20 protein-coding genes and 1 tRNA gene are annotated in these 15,892 nt (G+C 45.9%); 11 read left to right on the plus strand and 10 right to left on the minus strand.

Annotated features, from left to right (window positions below):
- The first annotated feature begins 1 nt into the window (after position 1).
- Positions 2 to 910, plus strand: coding sequence for a DNA-binding protein YbiB (ybiB, locus tag ICN34_RS11325; protein ID WP_011902844.1), 909 nt, complete (start codon positions 2 to 4; stop codon positions 908 to 910).
- Positions 911 to 913: 3 nt separating this feature from the next.
- Positions 914 to 1,423 (plus strand): HPP family protein, encoded by a 510-nt coding sequence (locus ICN34_RS11330; RefSeq protein ID WP_011902845.1) that lies wholly within the window; start codon positions 914 to 916, stop codon positions 1,421 to 1,423.
- 6 nt (positions 1,424 to 1,429) lie between these two features.
- Here ICN34_RS11330 and ICN34_RS11335 read toward each other — a convergent pair whose 3' ends face one another.
- Positions 1,430 to 1,954: an HPP family protein gene (locus ICN34_RS11335; protein ID WP_071465697.1), complete on the minus strand. Its 525-nt coding sequence runs from the start codon at positions 1,952 to 1,954 to the stop codon at positions 1,430 to 1,432.
- Positions 1,951 to 2,979, minus strand: coding sequence for an HPP family protein (locus ICN34_RS11340; protein ID WP_216122723.1), 1,029 nt, complete (start codon positions 2,977 to 2,979; stop codon positions 1,951 to 1,953). Before ICN34_RS11340 ends, ICN34_RS11335 begins: the two co-directional genes overlap by 4 nt.
- 224 nt (positions 2,980 to 3,203) lie before the next feature.
- Here ICN34_RS11340 and ICN34_RS11345 point away from each other — a divergent pair, with 224 nt between their 5' ends.
- Positions 3,204 to 3,671 carry a nuclear transport factor 2 family protein gene (locus ICN34_RS11345; RefSeq protein ID WP_011902848.1) on the plus strand — a complete coding sequence of 156 codons (468 nt, stop codon included), beginning with the start codon at positions 3,204 to 3,206 and terminating at the stop codon, positions 3,669 to 3,671.
- A complete protein-coding gene (locus tag ICN34_RS11350; RefSeq protein ID WP_158009031.1) occupies positions 3,661 to 4,254 on the plus strand; it encodes a nitroreductase in 594 nt (197 codons plus the stop codon). Before ICN34_RS11345 ends, ICN34_RS11350 begins: the two co-directional genes overlap by 11 nt.
- A gap of 222 nt (positions 4,255 to 4,476) precedes the next feature.
- On the opposite strand, the gene ICN34_RS11355 is transcribed toward ICN34_RS11350, so the two are convergent.
- Positions 4,477 to 4,571 (minus strand) — tRNA-Ser (locus ICN34_RS11355).
- Positions 4,572 to 4,643: 72 nt separating this feature from the next.
- Entirely contained in the window at positions 4,644 to 5,894 is a 1,251-nt protein-coding gene (locus ICN34_RS11360) for an aspartate kinase (RefSeq protein WP_072582309.1), read from the minus strand.
- Between the two features lie 171 nt (positions 5,895 to 6,065).
- Between ICN34_RS11360 and ICN34_RS11365 the strand changes: the two genes are divergently transcribed.
- Together ICN34_RS11365 and ICN34_RS11370 are read left to right on the plus strand one after the other, a co-directional pair.
- Positions 6,066 to 6,350: a hypothetical protein gene (locus ICN34_RS11365; RefSeq protein WP_072582308.1), complete on the plus strand. Its 285-nt coding sequence runs from the start codon at positions 6,066 to 6,068 to the stop codon at positions 6,348 to 6,350.
- Positions 6,344 to 6,637, plus strand: coding sequence for a type II toxin-antitoxin system RelE/ParE family toxin (locus ICN34_RS11370; protein ID WP_072582307.1), 294 nt, complete (start codon positions 6,344 to 6,346; stop codon positions 6,635 to 6,637). Before ICN34_RS11365 ends, ICN34_RS11370 begins: the two co-directional genes overlap by 7 nt.
- Here ICN34_RS11370 and tilS read toward each other — a convergent pair.
- The 4 genes from tilS to cysS are packed head-to-tail and all read right to left on the minus strand — an operon-like array spanning position 6,627 to position 10,970.
- Positions 6,627 to 7,928 (minus strand): tRNA lysidine(34) synthetase TilS, encoded by a 1,302-nt coding sequence (gene tilS, locus ICN34_RS11375; RefSeq protein WP_072582306.1) that lies wholly within the window; start codon positions 7,926 to 7,928, stop codon positions 6,627 to 6,629. The two genes, ICN34_RS11370 and tilS, sit on opposite strands and share 11 nt — an antisense overlap.
- A complete protein-coding gene (locus ICN34_RS11380; protein WP_216122724.1) occupies positions 7,894 to 8,865 on the minus strand; it encodes an acetyl-CoA carboxylase carboxyltransferase subunit alpha in 972 nt (323 codons plus the stop codon). Before ICN34_RS11380 ends, tilS begins: the two co-directional genes overlap by 35 nt.
- Positions 8,866 to 8,874: 9 nt before the next feature.
- Positions 8,875 to 9,549, minus strand: coding sequence for a DNA-3-methyladenine glycosylase (locus ICN34_RS11385; RefSeq protein WP_216122725.1), 675 nt, complete (start codon positions 9,547 to 9,549; stop codon positions 8,875 to 8,877).
- Entirely contained in the window at positions 9,549 to 10,970 is a 1,422-nt protein-coding gene (gene cysS / locus ICN34_RS11390; protein ID WP_216122726.1) for a cysteine--tRNA ligase, read from the minus strand. Before cysS ends, ICN34_RS11385 begins: the two co-directional genes overlap by 1 nt.
- A gap of 60 nt (positions 10,971 to 11,030) precedes the next feature.
- Between cysS and ICN34_RS11395 the strand changes: the two genes are divergently transcribed.
- From ICN34_RS11395 to ICN34_RS11405, 3 genes are read left to right on the plus strand one after another with little or no spacing between them, the layout of a single operon-like run.
- Entirely contained in the window at positions 11,031 to 11,945 is a 915-nt protein-coding gene (locus tag ICN34_RS11395) for a M48 family metallopeptidase (RefSeq protein WP_216122727.1), read from the plus strand.
- Positions 11,917 to 12,420 (plus strand): peptidylprolyl isomerase, encoded by a 504-nt coding sequence (locus ICN34_RS11400; protein ID WP_072582301.1) that lies wholly within the window; start codon positions 11,917 to 11,919, stop codon positions 12,418 to 12,420. Before ICN34_RS11395 ends, ICN34_RS11400 begins: the two co-directional genes overlap by 29 nt.
- Positions 12,417 to 13,199 carry a UDP-2,3-diacylglucosamine diphosphatase gene (locus tag ICN34_RS11405; protein ID WP_216122728.1) on the plus strand — a complete coding sequence of 261 codons (783 nt, stop codon included), beginning with the start codon at positions 12,417 to 12,419 and terminating at the stop codon, positions 13,197 to 13,199. Before ICN34_RS11400 ends, ICN34_RS11405 begins: the two co-directional genes overlap by 4 nt.
- A 32-nt stretch (positions 13,200 to 13,231) precedes the next feature.
- Here ICN34_RS11405 and ICN34_RS11410 read toward each other — a convergent pair whose 3' ends face one another.
- A complete protein-coding gene (locus tag ICN34_RS11410; protein ID WP_072582299.1) occupies positions 13,232 to 14,020 on the minus strand; it encodes an inositol monophosphatase family protein in 789 nt (262 codons plus the stop codon).
- Positions 14,021 to 14,160: 140 nt separating this feature from the next.
- Between ICN34_RS11410 and ICN34_RS11415 the strand changes: the two genes are divergently transcribed.
- Together ICN34_RS11415 and cysE are read left to right on the plus strand one after the other, a co-directional pair.
- Entirely contained in the window at positions 14,161 to 14,913 is a 753-nt protein-coding gene (locus ICN34_RS11415; protein ID WP_216122729.1) for an RNA methyltransferase, read from the plus strand.
- A gap of 23 nt (positions 14,914 to 14,936) precedes the next feature.
- On the plus strand, positions 14,937 to 15,701 hold the full coding sequence (gene cysE, locus ICN34_RS11420) for a serine O-acetyltransferase (RefSeq protein ID WP_072582297.1): 765 nt from the start codon (positions 14,937 to 14,939) through the stop codon (positions 15,699 to 15,701).
- 96 nt (positions 15,702 to 15,797) lie between these two features.
- Here the strand turns inward: cysE and ICN34_RS11425 are convergent.
- Positions 15,798 to 15,892, minus strand: a 95-nt coding sequence (locus tag ICN34_RS11425; RefSeq protein ID WP_216122719.1) for an IS3 family transposase, incomplete at its 5' end; no start/stop codon positions are given.

Raw genomic sequence — 15,892 nt, forward strand, 5'->3', positions numbered from 1 at the left:
AATGAGCATCACATCATTCTTAAAAGTTATTGGCCGAGGCAGCAAAGGTGCCGGCGATCTTGATCGCAATCAGGCTAAAGAAGTATTCACTCAAATTCTAGATGGCAATGTCAGCGATCTTGAGCTCGGTGCATTTTGTATTGCTATGCGCATCAAGGGTGAGTCCGTATCTGAGCTCATGGGCTTTATGGATGCTCTGCAACCACATCTAAATTTACTAAATCTTGGCACACGTCCAACCATAGTCTTACCAAGCTATAACGGGGCTAGAAAACAAGCAAATCTCACACCACTTCTTTCCGGCATGCTTGTTAGTTATGGTTTTACAGTGCTTGTTCAGGGGGTCGAAAAAGATCAAACCAGGATAACGAGCCATGAAATCTTTAAGTCCCTTGGCTGGCCAATTCTCAAAACGAAAGATGAATTTGGTGCACTCCTGGCATTGAATCAACCGATCTTTTGCTCTCTTAATGTTATTTCCCCAGCGCTTCAAAAGTTATTAGATATCAGGGAGCGAATAGGTCTGCGGAATACTAGTCATGTGCTGGCAAAACTCATTAACCCAACCCTTCAGAAGCCTTGGCAAGTTTCCAACTACACCCATCCAGAATACCCAGAAAAATTACGAGAATTTTTTCAACTTCGTTCAGCCAATGCAATTTTGATTAGAGGGAGCGAGGGTGAACCAACTGCCTCCCTGCAACGATTACCTGAAATGCATTTTTTGCATGCAAATGCGAATGAAATTACAACCCCCGAAGAGCGCTTTGAAGATCTCAGTCCGTTTTTAGACATTGATGCCATTTCAACCGCATCCGTTACCGAGCAAATTCTATCCGGGCAAGTCAAATGTCCGAGCTCAATTCTCAGACAAGCCATTCAAATATCTACGATGGCTGGATTACACTAAGCGATGCTCAGAACAGTTAAACGTTTGGCATGGGTTTCATTGGGAGCAATCGTTGCGCTTGGCTTGGCCCTGCTTGCCACTAAACCACCAACAACGCCATTACTACTTGCTTCGCTAGGCGGTTCAACAATATTTCTGTTTGGCTTGACTGGTGCTCCTGCAGCACAGCCAAGAGCTTTATTTGGCGGGCACCTCATTAGCGCACTCATTGGTATTGTCTGCTACCAGCTCTTTGATGATGCTTTATGGGTTTACTTGCTTGCGGAGGTAATTACTTTGGTAGTCTTATTGCTTACGCAAACCGTTCATCCGCCGGCTGGTGCTAATCCACTCATCATGATCCAGGCGCATGCTAGCTTTGGCCATCTTACAGCAGTTGTTTTGGTAAGCGTGACGATTCTTGCGGTTGTAGCAGCCATCTGGAGTCGCCTCACTCCCGGTAAAGCCCTGCATTACCCAGTGAAGTGGAATGAACCTTCACCGCAATCCAAGGATTGGAGTGTTTGGGGGTAGCAAAGCTTAGCCCAACGAACGCTTTATTAAAGCTTTGTTTAAAAAACTTGCTAAGACCAATACAAGAGAGTCCACCAAAACGGGATGCCAGGCAAAGTCATAGCTATTAGTTCCAGCCATTACTATAAAAATACTTAAGAAAACCGCTGGTGGATGCATGCACCCCAGCAAATACATTCCAACTATCGTACCAATGACGGCAACTGGAATTCCCACAGAAATCGATGAAATTAGATAAACACAAATGAAGGCTACGCAGGAAGCCAATAGATTTGCCTCTATTAACGTTAAGGGCGAAAAGAATTTACTATTGGGAAATAGGAAAATGCATAGAGCGCTGACTCCAAATACAGCCGTCACCATATTCTCATCTTGCGTCATATCACCCCATAGGTGATTAAAGAAGGCTATCACAAGGATGGTTAGGCCCACACCAATGGATACTCTGAGTCTATCAAACCAAGAATATTGTCCCTGGGGTGGTGCAATTTCATTAAAGAAATTAATCAGTTTATTGAAAATATTTTTCATCTAATATCAATAGACTGGTCAATAGCTTTTACAAAGTCAGATTGGGTGATCATTCCTACCAACCGCCTATTATCATTAATTACGGGGATATGGTGATGACCATCACCACAAAATATCTCAGCTAAGTCAAGCATATTTCGATCTTCACTAATTACCCTTACCGGCTTACTCATCACCTGCCCAACAGCGTTAGGCAAACTATTCAAACCGGGAACAGCTGTCCGCATAAAACCCCTGATGCGCTGTCCAAAAGTTTGGTGGAAATCCACTGCTGCACTTTTAAGAAAATCCTCTAGAGTAATAATTCCAAGCACCCTTTTTGCACCATCTATGACTGGTAAAGCTTTAACATGACGCTTGCGCAGTAAATTCCATGCTTGATCCAAAGGTGAATCCATCCCAACGTATAAGACTTCAGTGGTCATAATATTTTTACATAGCATACTTTGCAACTTCTTTTGATAAGCCCCATGTTCAACTTGAGAAATCAAATTGGCTAAATCATCCTTACTGATATCTAGTACTTGGTTATAGCTCTCCAAGACAGCGTTAATTTCCTGATCCTCAATCTTACGATTTCGTTTCTGCAGTGGAGATGAATCCAAGACGGCCTTAGGGCGTTGCGGATATGGCTTGCCAGTTAAGGAGTTATAAATGACTGCACATAAAACCAATAAAACAGCATTACCCATAACCGGAAAAAGCACAAAATGAAAATCTGTCATTCCGCCAAGAGGAATTAAAAGGGCTAAAGCTGCAGCAGGTGCGTGTAAGCAACGCAAGGCAAACATTGCCAAGATTGCGAGTCCAACAGATAAGGGAATTAATAATGGTAATTCATGGACAAATTGCGTACACGCAACACCTACCAAAGCAGAAACACAACTACCCCCTATAACTGCCCATGGTTGCGCCATTGGACTTGAGGGTAAGACAAATAATAAAAATGCACTGGCACCCATCGAGGCGACAACCCATGGTGATGCGTTTCCGTAACCTGCAAGCAATAAACCAAGTCCCATCATTGCGAGCAAGCCCAGCACAACTCCTAAAACCGATCTAAACCGCTCCAACCAAGAAACTGAGGTAGTTTCTGGAAGAACAATGGTAATTAACTTTTTAAAAAAATGTCTCAAAAGCGATCTCAATAAAGGCTTATTTTAAATGCACCAAAAGTGGTACTAGTTGGGCTATTGTATGCAAATCCCTGTTTATTCTTATTATTCCGAAACATTAACCACAAAGTGCTATGGAACAAAAACTACCCCTACCCCCTTTTACTAAAGAAACAGCAATTCAAAAAATTCGAATGGCGGAAGATGCTTGGAATACCCGCGATCCTGAGAAAGTCTCCTTGGTATATACGGAAGATACCATTTGGAGAAACCGAGCGGAATTTCCAAAAGGCAGAGAGCAAGTAAAAGAGTTTCTCCAGCGTAAATGGGCCAAGGAGCTTGACTACCGCTTAATTAAAGAACTATGGGCTTTTACAGCTAATCGCATTGCAGTTCGTTTTGCTTACGAATGTCATGATGACTCTGGTAACTGGTCGCGAAGCTTTGGTAATGAGAATTGGGAGTTCAATGAGAATGGTTTCATGATGAGACGTTTCGCTAGCATTAATGATTTACCCATCAAAGAATCTGATCGAAAGTTTTTTTGGCCCCTAGGAAGAAGACCGGATGACCACCCAGGACTAAGTGATTTTGGCTTCTGATAATTTAGATTCACTCGGAGGCTTTGCTCATGCACTGATCCATAGTCGTCAGCATGTTTCTCCTAAAAGACTGATTGCACCAGGCCCCAACCTATCTCAGAAATTAGAAATTTTGAATGCGGCTGGAGCCGCCCCCGATCATGGAAAGGTAACGCCTTGGCACTTTTATGAAGTCAGCCCCGAAAGTCGTAATTTATTAGGTGACTTATTTGCAGACGCACTCATAGCAAGAGACCCAAGCGCAACGCCAACTCAAATTGATGAAGCAAAGCAGAAAGCTTTTCGAGGCCCCTTGCTTTTATTGGCAACCGCTAAGCTGAACAATGAACTTGACAATATTCCCGAGCAAGAAAAACTCATCTCCGCAGGATGTGCAATTCAAAATATTTTGCTAATGGCTAATGCTTTAGGATTTGGCTCAGGACTATCAAGCGGTAAGGCTCTTTACAGCCAAAAGATGAGGGAGTTATTTTTACTTAAGGATAAAGAGGAGCCTCTGTGCTTCATCACTATCGGCACTATCTCGGCTCATAAGCCTAATAAGCAAAGGCCTGATGCAAATTCTTACAGTTCTGTTTTCTAGCTGAATCTATTGGACGTTTTTAGCTTCTCAACAATTAATTAACCATGCCATTAGGATGTGCTGAGTAATCGTTAGCTTAAATTGCATTAGCCACATATCTGCAATCACATATTGTTTGGGTGGTAAGCGTACTGGTAAGCGGGAGTGATAAAGAAAAAGCCCCGGTTAGGGGGCTAAGTCTATGTTGCGTATAGCAAAAAGAGGAAAAAATGCCAAAAGTGCTGGCGGAGACGAGAGGATTCGAACCTCCGATCAGAGTTTTAGCCCCGATGCTCCCTTAGCAGGGGAGTGCCTTCGACCAGCTCGGCCACGTCTCCGTACTTCTTACTATTACAACGCCCCACAGTTTAACGGATAACCGCTCCTGAGGGGTTTATTACTCCTTTTACTTACTTCTGGTCCAGCTCAAATGCCTTGTGCAAGGCACGTACAGCCAATTCCATGTATTTCTCATCAATCACTACTGAGATCTTGATTTCGCTGGTGGAGATCATCAAGATGTTGATGCCCTCTTCCGACAAAGTTCGGAACATCTTGCTGGCGATGCCAACGTGAGAACGCATGCCAACACCAACTACTGAAACCTTAGAAACCTTTGGATCGCCAGAAATTTCTTTTGCTTCGATGTGCGCTTGCACAGTGTTCTTGAGCAAGTCCAATGCTTTTTGATAATCAGCGCGCGGCACTGTGAAAGTAAAGTCTGTTTTACCTTCAACTGATTGGTTCTGAATAATCATATCTACATCAATATTGGCATCCGCAATCGGGCCAAGAATTTGATACGCAATACCTGGACGATCAGGAACTCCAAGAACGGTAATCTTCGCTTCATCACGCGCAAAGGCGATGCCGGAAATAACTGCGGCTTCCATAGTGCTGTCCTCTTCAAATGTAATCAAGGTGCCCGACTTCATCTCGACGTCTAAAGGCATCAATGGGTCTGTCAAAGAAGACAGAACCCGGGTTTTAACTTTGTACTTACCTGCAAACTCCACTGAACGAATCTGCAATACCTTTGAACCTAAGCTTGCCATTTCTAGCATCTCTTCAAAGGTAATCTTGTCTAGGCGACGTGCGTCTTCGCAAACACGGGGGTCAGTTGTATAAACACCATCAACGTCTGTGTAGATTAAGCACTCATCAGCCTTTAAAGCTGCTGCCATGGCAACTGCTGAGGTATCTGAGCCACCACGACCTAAGGTTGTGATATTGCCATTAGGATCAACGCCCTGGAAACCAGTAACAACGACTGCTCGACCAGCATTAAGGTCTTTGAGAATCTTTTCGCTATCAATGCTCTTAATGCGCGCTTTGGTAAATGCAGAATCCGTGTGGACTGTTACTTGCCAACCAGCGTAACTCACTGCATCGATACCCTCACGGATTAATGCCAGCGCTAATAAGCCAGAACTAACCTGCTCACCAGTTGATGCAATTTGATCTAACTCGCGTGGGTTTGCATCTGGATTGATTTCTTTTGCAAGGCCGAGCAAGCGATTGGTTTCGCCGGACATGGCTGAGGGCACAACCACCACTTGGTGGCCTGCACGCATCCATTTGGCAACGCGCTTGGCAACATTGGCGATGCGCTCAGTTGAGCCCATTGAGGTGCCGCCGTACTTATGAACGATAAGAGCCATAAAAACCGTCTATTTAACTATCTGTAACAAGGAATTGAATCCTTGAAGGTCTAAAAAGGGCTTATTTTACAGGGTTTTGTAGGTCTTTAAGACCAAGCTGTTGACTTTGTCCTATGGGGCTGTTTATGATGGTGTTACTTTAGTGTTACCTTTTTGATCCTAGGACCCTCCATGAGCCCTGTCAGCACAACCTCCCTCAAACTCACTGATGAAATCAAGCTCCAAGCAGCCAATGCGGCCAAAGATCTTGGCATGACTACTCACGCCTTTATGGTGGGAGCAATTAAACAAGCAAGCATCAATGCGGAATTGCGGAGATCTTTTATTGAGGACGCTAACAATGCTCGCAAGGAGGTTTTACAAGAAGGTAAAGTGCATGATGCAGAAAAAGTCTTCAAACATTTAAAAGCACGCATTGCCGGTAAGAAGTCAACCTTGAAAGCAACGAATTGGTAAGAATTGTTTTCTCCCCAAGAGCCCTATTAGATCTCGAGAGACTTACTGACTTTTTAGTTGAAATTGACAAAAATGCTGCTCTAGCTACATTAGAGATTATTGAGGGCGCAATTCAGATATTGTCGGAACACCCTTTTATCGGTCGCACCTGTGATGCCCACATCAGAGAGTTAATTATCTCCCGTGGAAAGTCTGGCTATGTAGCGCTATATAGCTTTGATGAAGCTAAAAATGCCGTGATCATTTGCACCATACGCCATCAAAAAGAATCTGGGATTACGCCTTAGTCCAAATTGGCAGGACACGCTTGCCAGCTGAAGTCAGATGTGGGTAACTGAGCCCAATACCCGCCACCGCGATCAATTCATCGTTGATATAGAGCAAGGGGGCCTGACGCTCCCAGGGTGGGATATCAGCCTCCTGGTAGAGGTTTTTAAGGGTTTTACGGGGCGTCTTAGGCTTAACCTGGATCTTCTCCGAGCCTAGGCGCTCTCTAAGGGTGATTTGATTATTCTCTTGGGCAGCTTTTACCCAATCTGCAGGCAGACCTAATTGCTTGGAATTCGCTGGAAGTAATTTGAGAACCCAGCGCCCTTCTTCTGGATTGGATACTTGCAGTGTCCCACGCCATAGATAGATTTTTCTCTCATCATGCAACCACTCTAATTTGGCATCTGCTTTGACTTTAGCAAGATCACGCCACCAAGCTTGTAGGCGCTCCTGAGATGGCATCGCCAACTGCTGCGTTTGCAACCAATAGCGCAAGACATTGTTTGCTGCCGGTAAATCATCTTTAGCAAGAGCTAGTAATGAGCTTACTTTCAATTGATCTTTATTGAGAATACTTTTGCCATCTTGTGTTGCTAGTCGGTTAAGTAGTGTTTGTGCTTCGCCAAGAAGCTCTGCACTGCGGGCCATATTAGCTAATGCTTCTGGTTGAATCTTTTCTAGTGCTGGAATGATTCTTTTGCGAACGGCATTACGGCGATATTTTGTATCTTGATTGCTGGGATCTTCAATCCATTGGAGCTTATATTCTTTTGCGTACGCCTCAAGCTCTTTTCTACTTTGATTTAAGAGTGGGCGCCATAGGGTGAGACTTTGATTGCTTGAAACTCCCCTACTTGTTGGCATACCAGACAAGCCAGCTACTCCCGAGCCGCGCAGGAGTTGCAGGAGAACGGTTTCTGCTTGATCGTTTTGGTGATGAGCCAAGAGTAAATCTTCAATGCCATATTCTTCACAGAGATCGGCAAGCGCTTCGTAACGCCCTGCTCTTGCTCGAGCCTCGATATTGCCTTGCTCGTGTGGATTGTCTAGATGCAAGAGTCGAAAATCAAAATGGATCTTGTATTTTTTTGCCAGCTTCTCACAAAAGATTAACCACTCATCTGCTGGTTTTTGTAAGCCATGATGAATATGAAAAGCGTAAATCTGGTCTTTGTTTTGTCTTGTTGCTTTAGCTTGTGCTTTGCAAACCGTGTCGAGCAACACAACCGAATCGAGGCCGCCACTTAAGGCAACCGCAATTCGTTTTCCCGGCTTAGGACTTTGCTGTGATTTCCTTGAACTTGCCATAGCTCATCAAACGCTCATGACGACGTTCAAGTAATGCATCTACCTTCATGCCATCAAAAGTTTTTAAGGATTCAGCAAGTGCTTTGCGCATATTGCTCATCATATTATCGTAATCACGATGTGCGCCACCAATAGGCTCAGCAACGATCTTATCGATTAGACCCAAAGCCTTTAAGCGTTGCGCTGTGAGGCCCAGCTGCTCAGCTGCCTCAGGAGCCTTATCGGCGGTCTTCCAGAGGATAGATGCACAGCCCTCGGGAGAGATTACTGAGTAAGTGGAGTTCTGCAACATTAAGACAACATCGCCCATCGCAATTGCTAACGCACCACCGGAACCACCTTCACCAATAATGGTAGCGATGATTGGAACCTCAAGCTCTGCTTGCACAAACAAATTGCGGCCAATCGCTTCAGACTGATTGCGCTCTTCCGCATCAATGCCAGGGAATGCCCCAGGAGTGTCTACAAAAGTAAATACCGGAATGCCAAACTTTTCTGCAAGGCGCATGAGGCGCATTGCTTTGCGGTAACCCTCTGGACGGCTCATGCCGAAGTTTCTGAGGGCACGCTCTTTAGTATCGCGGCCCTTCTGATGACCAATCACCATACAAGGCTGATTTTCAAAACGGGCTAATCCAGCAATGATTGACTGATCATCTGCAAAAGTGCGATCACCATGTAGCTCATGGAAGTCGGTAAATAAAGCGCCAACATAATCCAGGGTATAAGGACGCTGAGGATGACGCGCTACTTGAGAGACCTGCCAAGGGGTCAAATTGGCATAAACATCTTTTGTTAACTGCTGACTTTTTTCGGCAAGCGTTTTGATCTCATCGGAGATGTCTACCGATGACTCGTCTTGTACAAAACGCAGCTCTTCAATCTTTGACTCTAATTCGGCGATTTGCTGCTCAAAATCCAGGAAAGTCGTTTTCATGGTCTGATTTTAATGTTCAACTGGGACGGGGTCGAGACTTCTCCACATATACCAGGTAGCTACCGTATGCCACGGGGCCCAATTGGCAGCCACCTCCCTCGCCTCATGGCGGCTAACAGGCTCACCGCTGAAGTAATTGAGGGAAATAGCCTTAATTAGACCAACATCGTCTAAGGGGAGGATATTAGGGCGAACCATATTAAAAATGAGGAACATTTCAGCAGTCCAGCGGCCAATTCCCCGAATAGCGCTTAATTCTTTGATCACGCTCTCATCATCCATATCTTTCCACTGATTAGCATGCAGACGTCCAGAATCAAAGTGATCTGCTAAATCGCGGATGTACTCCACCTTGCGCCCAGACAATCCGGCGGCGCGCAATTCTTCTACGGAGAGCGCTAGGATATTTTTAGGGGTGACTTTCTTTTTACTGGCGGCAACCACTCTATTCCAAACGGATTGGGCTGCTGCCACTGAAATCTGCTGCCCCACAATTGATCTCGCCAAAGTATTAAATGAATCGCCGCGTGTCACTAGAAATCCGGATCCAATTTTAGGAATCAGTTTTTTCAGAATACGATCGTGCTTCATCAATTCTTTGCAAGCCTGCTCCCAATAGTCTGGAGCAATTTCTTGCAAGATTGATTCTGCTTTTTCCACTTTTATTTCTTTTACTACAGTCATTAAGCCCTACGCCATTCTGTTAAGCCGCCGGGTTTATCTTCCAGAACAATTCCTTGCTCTAGTAATGTCTTACGAATTAAGTCTGCCTGGGCAAAATCTTTTGCCTGTTTAGCGGCTACACGTGCAGCAATACGCTCTTCAATTTGTGCAGGACTTAAGCCATCCCGATCTTTAGAGCCTGATTGCAAAAATGCGGTTGGATCACGCTGCAAGAAGTTCAGGGAAGCGCCGAGAGCCTTCATTGTATTGGCGAGTAATTGCTTTTCATCACCTTGCGCACGATTGACTTCACTGGCCAGGTCAAATAAGACTGCAATCGCCTCGGGCGTATTGAAATCATCATTCATGGCATCCGCAAAACGCTTAGCCCATGGATTATGTGGATCTAGATTAATTGCTTGCGCTTTTGGGGCTTGAGCCAAGGCAGTGTATAGACGACCAAGCCCAGAGCGAGCCTCTTCTAGTTGCGCGTCGCTATAATTAATCGGACTACGGTAATGCGCCTTTAGCATGAAGAAACGCAATACCTCTGGATCAAAGCTTTTTAAGACATCTCGTATTAAAAAGAAGTTGCCCAATGACTTGGACATTTTCTCTTCGTTCACCCGAATGTGGCCGTTATGCATCCAGTACTTAACAAAGGGAACATCATCTTCTTTGCGATCTTTGCCATACAAAGCGCCTTCGCTTTGCGCAATTTCATTTTCGTGGTGCGGGAATTGCAAATCGGCACCGCCACCATGAATATCAAAATGCTCGCCCAGTAAGTCACAAGACATGGCTGAGCACTCAATATGCCAGCCTGGACGGCCTTCGCCCCAGGGCGATTTCCAGCGAGTATCAGCCGGCTCTTCTGCTTTAGCACTTTTCCATAAAACGAAATCCAGTGGGTCACGTTTGCCATCACCCACTGCCACCCTCTCACCAGCATTTAATTCATCAAGCGTCTTACCGGATAACTGACCATAACGCGGCAATAAACGCACCGCAAAATTGACATCACCATCATTGGCTTGATAGGCTAATTCGTTTTCAATAAGCTTGCCAATCATGCCCTGCATTTGGGCGATGTAATCGGTAGCGCGCGGCTCTTGATCGGGATGTATTAAACCCAACTCATCCGAGTCGGCATGCATCGCATCGATAAAGCGATTGGTTAATGCAGAAATGGGCTCACCATTCTCAATGGCACGGTTGATGATCTTGTCATCAATATCAGTGATATTGCGCACATAAAGCACTTCATAGCCGCTAGCCCTAAGCCAACGCACCACCATATCAAAGACGATCATGACCCTGGCATGGCCAATATGACAAAAGTCATAAACCGTCATGCCGCAGACGTACATCTTGACCTTGCCCGGCACTATGGGCTTAAAGACCTGTTTAGAACGGCTAAGGGTGTTATAGATTTGCAGCATAGGGCTATAAAGGTGGGGCAAGTAGCGCCAATTTGTTAGACTGAGCGCTGAGTATATCGAATGAGCCCGTTTCACACCCCTTCCTCTATGCCCCACAACGCCCCAGCGCCACACCTTGCCCTGAATAAGGTCTTAGTCCCAGCTTTTGCCGCTTTGGTATCACTGGTACTGATGACAGGCTGCAGCACGCCTGCCCAGCAACGTGCCGATGCTGAAATTCAGGCATTACATGCCCAGGAAATGAAGTCAGGCCAATTGGCTCCACAACCCTATTTAGGCGGTTACAGCCCAACTGATCCCCCTAGGTTATCGGCGGATATGGGTTATGACCCATTAAACCCAGAGTTATCAGAGACCGTTGGCGTCCCATTTTTATCCTTCTTGATTATTGAGCCGGACCCCATCACCAAAAATGCGGTGCCATCCGATGTAGAAAAACTGATCAAGGCACGCAAATACCAAGATGCGGTTACCCAAATCAATGCGGACCTCAAGAAGACGCCACGCAATGTGCAATTGCGTTTTGTAAAAGCGCGCTTACAAATTGAGATGCGCCAATTCGATCAAGCCAAAAAAACATTGATTGAAATTACCCAGCAGTTCCCTGAATTGCCAGAGCCATATAACAATCTTGCAGCGATAGCTGCCAACCAAGGTCAATGGATTGAGGCGCGAGATTATTTAGAACTTGCATTAAAGCTACGCCCTAGCTATGCCATTGCCTCAGCCAATCTGGGTGAGATCTATATTCGCCTTGGCGCTCAAGCGTATGAAGATGCCGCGAAAAATACAACGCTGAATCAGCGTCAATACTCCAACCGCGCTAAAGCACTCTTAGATGTGCTCAAGCCCCCTGCAAAGCGCCCTGTTAATCGCGCCCTCAATTCTGCAGATTCTCTGCCTAGCAACACTTCATTCACTAAACCTCTAGAAAGTAGACCTAATAATGGCGAAAGTACTCTTAAAAACCAATAAGGGTGAGATTACCCTCACTCTTGATGTGGCTAAGGCACCGAAAAGTGTTGCTAACTTTTTGCAATACGTAAAAAGCGGTCATTACGATGGCACGATTTTCCACCGCGTCATTGATAACTTTATGGTTCAAGGCGGCGGCATGACTGCTGGCATGAAGCAAAAGCCAACAGGTGCAGAAATTGAAAACGAAGCCAATAATGGCCTCAAGAATGATCGCTACACGGTAGCCATGGCGCGTACCAGCGACCCACATTCTGCAACTGCTCAATTCTTTATCAATGTGAATGACAACGATTTCTTAAACCACACCGCTCCGAATGCCCAAGGCTGGGGTTATGCGGTATTCGGCAAAGTTACTGGCGGCATGGATGTCGTTGACACCATTCGCAAAGTCAAGACTGGTAGCTCCGGCTTTCACCAAGATGTGCCTGCTGAAGATGTTGTGATTGAGAAGGCTACTGTTCTCGAGGAATGATTCCGCAACACGCGAGCGCGCTGCTCATATCAGACTTACACCTCACGCCGTCAATGCCCTTGACGGCGCAACGCTTTTTTGACTTCTGTGAAAAAGACGCTCCTAAAGTTGAGGCAGTATTTATTCTAGGTGACTTATTTGAGTATTGGGTTGGTGACGATGCATCCGCATCTTCACCTTTTCAACAAGAAGTTCAGCGCGCCATCGCTAACCTTTCTACCAAAGTAAAAACGTATTACATCCATGGCAATCGAGATTTTTTAATCGGCAAAAGTTTTATTAAAAAGACTGGCATGACACTCTTGCCAGATCCTAGCGTAGTTGAATTAGCTTCACACAAATGGGTCTTAGCCCATGGTGATGCTTTATGTACCGCAGACTTAGGCTATCAGGTATTTCGTAGTTGGGTTAGAAAACCTTGGGTGCAAAAACTCTTTTTAACCTTACCCCTCAATTGGCGCAAAGGTGTTGCCCAGCATCTACGTAGCAATAGCCATAGCCAATATCAAACACAGCATCGCTCTGCTGCAAGTCAACTCAAAATGGATGTCACGCGAGAAGCTTGTGTAGCTGTGATGAAAGATCAATCTGGAGACAGATTAATTCATGGGCATACTCACTTGCCGGCCCATCATAAAGAATCTATGGATACCCAGGCTTGGCAGCGCTGGGTTTTATCTGACTGGGATCTCGATCACCCTGAGAGCCTTCATCCTCGGGCAAGCGCCCTACTGATCGATAGTGCTGGAGCGCGCTATCTCGACCTTATTAAGCACTAAGCACTACTGACTTCTCGGGTCGAGAATTTGAATTAAGAAACTGAGTATTTAGAGAGTGACTGCACCATCTGTGCAAAGATACGTGGATTGGCAGCCATGACTTCACCGCTTTTCAGAAAGCCCTCTTCTCCACGATAGTTACCAATCAGTCCGCCCGCTTCAGTGATCAGCAAAGCACCAGCAGCCATGTCCCATGGCTTGAGATCGCTCTCAAAAAATCCATCGTAACGACCAGCTGCTACATAAGCCAAATCCAATGATGCAGCGCCTGGGCGACGTAAGCCCGCGCATTGACGTGACATTTCAGCAAAGATCTTTAAATACTTTTCTAAGTCCTGGTCTTCACGATACGGAAAGCCAGTACCGAGCAAAGAATTTGCCAAGCGATCTTGCGTGGCTACACGCAAACGCCGACGATCCAAATATGCGCCTGCACCACGGGTAGCGGTGAATAACTCATCACGTGTTGGGTCATAAACTACGGCTTGTTGAGTCACGCCATTTACTGCGAGCGCAATCGAAACCGCATACTGCGGAAAGCCGTGAATAAAATTAGTTGTGCCATCTAGTGGATCAATAATCCAAACGTTTTCTGCATCCGCATTGTGTTCGCCTGTTTCTTCAGCTAAAAATCCATGGGTTGGATAGGCTTCGCTAAGCGTTTCAATGATGGCCGCTTCTGCGGCTTTGTCCACCTCGGTGACGAAATCGTTGTGCTGCTTACGGTCAACTTGCAAGCGCTCTAAATTCAAAGAAGCACGATTAATGACTGTTCCAGCGCGACGGGCGGCCTTGACGGCCACATTTAACATGGGATGCATAGTATTGATGGACAAATTAAATAAGAACAAGCTCCTTGTAATGCCTGCAAAAAGGAAAATTGCATGACAATACGAAGCTAACAGCCTGATTCTAAACGATTAGCATCTATTACCCCCTATAAACACCCCCATTGGCATTGATGAATATCGACAAATCTGAACTATTGCGCTGGGTTTTAGTCGAAACCAGTCACCCTGGAAACGTGGGTTCAGCTGCTCGCGCCCTCAAAACGATGGGCTATAGCGATCTGCGCCTTATTAATCCCAAGATCAAAGACGTAGCAGCCAATACTGATGCCATTGCTCTAGCCAGCGGTGCGGCAGATATCCTTGAGCACTCCTTAGAAAGCAGTTCATTAGCCTCCGCCGTAGAGGGTTGCTCACTAGTTTTAGGCTTAACCAGCCGTGATCGAGAGTTTGGCCCACCAGCCTTAGACTGGGAGACCGCTCGGACCTTAATAGCCGATACGACATCAAGTGGAAGACGGGTTGCCTTGCTCTTTGGTCCAGAAAGAACTGGCTTGGATAACGATCATTTGGCCTTATGCACCCATAGAGTCTGGTTAGATGCCAATCCAGACTACCCGTCTCTTAACTTGGCCCAGGCAATCATGGTCTGCGCCTACACCCTTAGGGAAACACTCTCTCGGCATTTGGGGGGACGAAATGCCTTATCTAGCCGGGAAGAAATGGCTGATTTTGCCGATCCTGCCGCCGTTGCAGCGATGCTGGAACATTGGCGCGAAGGTCTGGAGGCCATTGGGTATTTAGATCCAGCCAACCCCAAGAAACTGATGCCCCGTATCCAAGCGCTGTTTGCTCGTAGCCGCCTTCATAAAGAAGAGATTGATCTGCTGCGCGGTATTGCAAAACAGATGCTCCTGAGAAAATAAGCGCATCCCGTTAAAATCAAGCTATGTCAAATCCCCTATTCGACCAAGTCGACTCCATTATTGCCAGAGACCCAGCAGCCCGGAATCGTCTCGAGGTCATCACTTGCTATCAAGGCTTGCATGCAGTTTGGCTGCATCGCATCTCCCATTTTCTATGGAATCTTGGTCTGAAATGGCTTGCCCGTGTGCTGTCCATGTTTGCGCGTTTTTTCACTGGGATAGAAATTCATCCTGGTGCAAAGATTGGTCGCCGAGTATTTTTGGATCATGGGCTCGGTATTGTGATTGGTGAGACCACTGAAATTGGTGATGACTGCACGATTTATCAAGGCGTTACCTTGGGCGGCACTTCGCTTTATAAAGGCGTTAAGCGCCACCCTACTCTTGGCAAAGGTGTTGTCGTCAGTGCTGGCGCAAAAGTTCTCGGTGGATTTACTGTGGGCGATGGAGCACGCGTTGGATCCAATGCGGTGGTATTGAAAGAAATTCCTGCAGGTGCGACTGCGGTTGGTATTCCTGCTCGCATCTTGCATCCAGATTTACCGCAAAGTCCTGATAGCAAAACAAAGGAATATTTTTCTGCTTATGGAGTGACCCCGAATGTAGATGATCCTGTATCAATGGCGCTCAAAGGTTTAATTGATGCCACGATCGAACAGGAAGCCAAGATTGCAGCGCTAGAGAAGGCGTTAGCCAAGTTAAGCAACACCTCTGCTGGCGTTGATGCTGAAGGCTCTAGCGATACCAAACGCGACCTTGATGCGATTAAACAGTGGTTGAGGGAGTAGTGATTTGCGGTTACCCATTAAGGGTCATGCGGAAGAAATGATGCAATAAAAAAGGAATAGCATTGTGAACTGACCCACAAAAGTTGGACAGTTTAGTTAGGTTAGCACGAGGGATTGAGTTCGGTAATTTACCGGGCTTAATCCCTTTAGTTTTTGTTTGATCCGATCATGGTTGTAGTAGTGGATATATT

This window comes from Polynucleobacter sp. Tro8-14-1, from assembly GCF_018881655.1.
Classification (GTDB): Bacteria; Pseudomonadota; Gammaproteobacteria; order Burkholderiales; family Burkholderiaceae; genus Polynucleobacter.

Excerpts from the sequence above, each read along its gene's own strand:
- ICN34_RS11335 (WP_071465697.1), bottom strand. The coding sequence starts at position 1,954 with ATGAAAAATATTTTCAATAAACTGATTAATTTCTTTAATGAAATTGCA.
- cysE (WP_072582297.1), top strand. The coding sequence starts at position 14,937 with ATGTCAAATCCCCTATTCGACCAAGTCGACTCCATTATTGCCAGAGAC.
- ICN34_RS11330 (WP_011902845.1), top strand. The coding sequence starts at position 914 with ATGCTCAGAACAGTTAAACGTTTGGCATGGGTTTCATTGGGAGCAATC.
- ybiB (WP_011902844.1), top strand. The coding sequence starts at position 2 with ATGAGCATCACATCATTCTTAAAAGTTATTGGCCGAGGCAGCAAAGGT.
- ICN34_RS11400 (WP_072582301.1), top strand. The coding sequence starts at position 11,917 with ATGGCGAAAGTACTCTTAAAAACCAATAAGGGTGAGATTACCCTCACT.
- ICN34_RS11345 (WP_011902848.1), top strand. The coding sequence starts at position 3,204 with ATGGAACAAAAACTACCCCTACCCCCTTTTACTAAAGAAACAGCAATT.
- ICN34_RS11410 (WP_072582299.1), bottom strand. The coding sequence starts at position 14,020 with ATGCATCCCATGTTAAATGTGGCCGTCAAGGCCGCCCGTCGCGCTGGA.
- ICN34_RS11360 (WP_072582309.1), bottom strand. The coding sequence starts at position 5,894 with ATGGCTCTTATCGTTCATAAGTACGGCGGCACCTCAATGGGCTCAACT.
- tilS (WP_072582306.1), bottom strand. The coding sequence starts at position 7,928 with ATGGCAAGTTCAAGGAAATCACAGCAAAGTCCTAAGCCGGGAAAACGA.
- cysS (WP_216122726.1), bottom strand. The coding sequence starts at position 10,970 with ATGCTGCAAATCTATAACACCCTTAGCCGTTCTAAACAGGTCTTTAAG.
- ICN34_RS11415 (WP_216122729.1), top strand. The coding sequence starts at position 14,161 with ATGAATATCGACAAATCTGAACTATTGCGCTGGGTTTTAGTCGAAACC.
- ICN34_RS11385 (WP_216122725.1), bottom strand. The coding sequence starts at position 9,549 with ATGACTGTAGTAAAAGAAATAAAAGTGGAAAAAGCAGAATCAATCTTG.
- ICN34_RS11380 (WP_216122724.1), bottom strand. The coding sequence starts at position 8,865 with ATGAAAACGACTTTCCTGGATTTTGAGCAGCAAATCGCCGAATTAGAG.
- ICN34_RS11395 (WP_216122727.1), top strand. The coding sequence starts at position 11,031 with ATGAGCCCGTTTCACACCCCTTCCTCTATGCCCCACAACGCCCCAGCG.
- ICN34_RS11340 (WP_216122723.1), bottom strand. The coding sequence starts at position 2,979 with ATGATGGGACTTGGTTTATTGCTTGCAGGTTACGGAAACGCATCACCA.
- ICN34_RS11365 (WP_072582308.1), top strand. The coding sequence starts at position 6,066 with ATGAGCCCTGTCAGCACAACCTCCCTCAAACTCACTGATGAAATCAAG.
- ICN34_RS11405 (WP_216122728.1), top strand. The coding sequence starts at position 12,417 with ATGATTCCGCAACACGCGAGCGCGCTGCTCATATCAGACTTACACCTC.